General features: G+C 30.0%; 6 protein-coding genes. All 6 read right to left on the bottom strand.

What is annotated here, in order from left to right; genetic code table 11:
- Nucleotides 1-265: hypothetical protein (locus ACRDBA_RS06440; protein WP_438572107.1), on the bottom strand; the 265-nt coding region annotated here is incomplete at its 3' end.
- 98 nt (nucleotides 266-363) lie between these two features.
- Nucleotides 364-729, bottom strand: coding sequence for a S8 family serine peptidase (locus ACRDBA_RS06435; protein WP_438572108.1), 366 nt, complete (start codon nucleotides 727-729; stop codon nucleotides 364-366).
- A 30-nt stretch (nucleotides 730-759) separates the two neighbouring features.
- Entirely contained in the window at nucleotides 760-972 is a 213-nt protein-coding gene (locus tag ACRDBA_RS06430) for a hypothetical protein (protein WP_438572106.1), read from the bottom strand.
- Entirely contained in the window at nucleotides 944-1228 is a 285-nt protein-coding gene (locus ACRDBA_RS06425; RefSeq protein WP_438572105.1) for a hypothetical protein, read from the bottom strand. The genes ACRDBA_RS06430 and ACRDBA_RS06425 overlap by 29 nt, the downstream gene beginning before the upstream one ends.
- Nucleotides 1229-1386: 158 nt before the next feature.
- Nucleotides 1387-1539 carry a hypothetical protein gene (locus ACRDBA_RS06420; protein ID WP_438572104.1) on the bottom strand — a complete coding sequence of 51 codons (153 nt, stop codon included), beginning with the start codon at nucleotides 1537-1539 and terminating at the stop codon, nucleotides 1387-1389.
- Nucleotides 1540-1612: 73 nt separating this feature from the next.
- Entirely contained in the window at nucleotides 1613-2275 is a 663-nt protein-coding gene (locus ACRDBA_RS06415) for a S8 family serine peptidase (protein ID WP_438572103.1), read from the bottom strand.
- Between the last annotated feature and the right edge of the window lie 266 nt (nucleotides 2276-2541).

Here is a 2541-nt window from a genome sequence, read left to right as displayed (position 1 = left end):
ATGATGATGGAATAAAGCTGTCTCCCTTATACTTTGGCTCACATTCATAAGCATCAACCTTATCTTTTTCTAATAACTCTTCTACCACATCATCATATCTGTCCTTTACATTTACAACTATTGATGGCACATAAACTGTGTTTTCAGGAATAGTTTGACCATTAAATCTTATTGGCATTAAATAAAGAGGTGAAAGAACCTTCTCCTTACCTAACTCCATAGCCTTTTCTATAGAATCAACTGATGAAAAATCTAATTTCCCCATTTTCCTGTTCCCCCTTGTTTCTAACTAAAATTCTCTTCCACTATAATTATACACTCTTTCCTATAATTTACATATAATTCTTTTCATTCTTTAAAGTTTTAATACATATTTCTAAATAGTTCTGCTACATTTAACATACCATATCCCCACTCAACATTAGGATAAATATCACCAGCTCTTTTACTTACACCTCTTGCAAGATAAGCTTTTATCTTTTTAGAATACATTAATGGGTCATTACCTTCTACAACACCCCATTGCAAAATCATAGCACATACTCCCGCTACTACAGCTGATGATACACTAGTTCCTGAAACTAATTGCTTTTCACCATTATTATTTATGGCTAACATATTAATTCCACCTGCTGCTAAATCTATCTTATTAATAGAATCCTTTAAAGAAGCCATTCCAGAACTATTAACTATGTTATTGTTATTTTGATTATAATTAGCACTCTCTATTGGATTAATATCTTTCTGAAGTGTATATAATCATGGCCGGTTAATATACGTTATAAATGGCATATTTTTTCTTATTATTAACCCATTAATACTCTTTGGTACGCTCATTATTGCATTTTTATCATCTATAACAGTAAAATGTATTTTTTGATTATCAGAATAATCATTTCCTAGCTTTTCTATATATTGAATTAAATAATGATTGTAATTTGTATCAAAAAAGATCGTTTCTCCATTTACCATGATTAATCTCCTTTATATTTTCTGGAATCCTAATAAAAATAGATCTTCTATTTAAATCCCTATAACCTGATAAATTAATTAAGGATATTCCAGTAATAAAATTAAAAATACCATCTAAGCTAAGTTTTCCATATCCCCAACTAGTATTAGGATAAGTGTAATTATTACTTCTTTCTGCTCCATCTACAATATAAGCTCTTAACTTATTACTATTTAAATTAATATCATTTTTATAGTTAAATGCCCAATCAAACATAAGCACAGAAACTCAACATGCAATAGCTGCTGCAACAGACCCTCCTGATGCTGTTATAATTCTTCCTCCAACTGAAGTAGTAAGAATATTAATTCCTGGTGCAACTACATCTGGATTAATTAGCAAACTTCTATCATCACCTTTTCCTGAAGATGAAACTATTGAATCTTATTCAGAGTTATAATATCCAACAGATAATACATAAACTCATCGAACATTTTAATCTTAGGTACTACAAATCCAGATTGTTCACCTGATGGAGATATTATATTAATGGACATTTTATCTGGATACTTAATCCAAATTTTCATGGTTAATTTTCCAATTTCTCGTGGTATTTTTATCTCAACTAAACTTTCATCATTATCTCCAGTTATGATACATCTAAAAATACATTGATTCCTTAAGCTTTACTACTGCAAAAAGGCAATTTTGAGCTATTCCACTATATTTTTTTGAATAACCCTTTCCCCCTATAATTCCAGCTATTTTAGTACCGTGACCATTTAAATCCTTACTTTCAACAATCTTATAAGGATCTTCGACTCTTTGCTTAGCCATTATTGCATTATTAATATCTTCAGAGCTATACACAGTTCCAAATTTAAAGGGTGATAGATTTCCTCCATCCTTTCCATCTATACTTTGGTCCCAAATTGTTAAAATCTTTGTTTTTCCATCTTCAAACATAAAGTCTTCATTTAAATAATCTATTCCAGTATCTAAAAGTCCAACAATTATATCTTGGCCGGATAAGCTTAAGTACGGATTTTCGATTACCTGAGTAATCCCAGATGTAGAGCTTGGATTTACATCCTCTAATACAAACACATTATATTTATCTATATATATTATTGCAGGTACATCATTCTTTAGTTTTTGAATATCTTCATATCTACAAATAACTATAGCTAACTTATCATTAATTATATTTCCAAAAGCATATGAAACATTATTTAATTGCTGTAATATGTCTCCATTATATTGAACAAGAAAACTAAATAGCTCTCCTGAATAATAACCAGAATGATTATACTTTAATTCCATACTCCCTCCTTATGAAATTAACTTCATTTTTTCATTTCATATCAGTATATTCCTCAATAGTAACATTTAATTCTTTTCCTTACTCAAATTTCACAATTTCCTTCTCCCTTTGTGCATTGACTTGTAACACCTCTATAACCTACTACTTTTCATTACGTAGATTGCACATAAAAATAGGTGGGGATGTAACGATGGATATATCCAAACCTCTCACTAAGTAATTCCCACTCTCCCCCATCGTCCAATACCCAAAATATAAACCCTCC

The sequence above is a fragment of the Clostridium sp. genome, from assembly GCF_051654825.1.
Lineage (GTDB): Bacteria > Bacillota > Clostridia > Clostridiales > Clostridiaceae > Clostridium.
Note: the sequence above shows the minus strand (reverse complement) of the source record. Positions and strands in the feature narration are given on the sequence as shown.

Coding starts and splice junctions, on each gene's coding strand:
- ACRDBA_RS06430 (WP_438572106.1), bottom strand. CDS start 972: ATGGTAAATGGAGAAACGATCTTTTTTGATACAAATTACAATCATTAT.
- ACRDBA_RS06425 (WP_438572105.1), bottom strand. CDS start 1,228: ATGTTTGATTGGGCATTTAACTATAAAAATGATATTAATTTAAATAGT.
- ACRDBA_RS06420 (WP_438572104.1), bottom strand. CDS start 1,539: ATGAAAATTTGGATTAAGTATCCAGATAAAATGTCCATTAATATAATA.
- ACRDBA_RS06415 (WP_438572103.1), bottom strand. CDS start 2,275: ATGGAATTAAAGTATAATCATTCTGGTTATTATTCAGGAGAGCTATTT.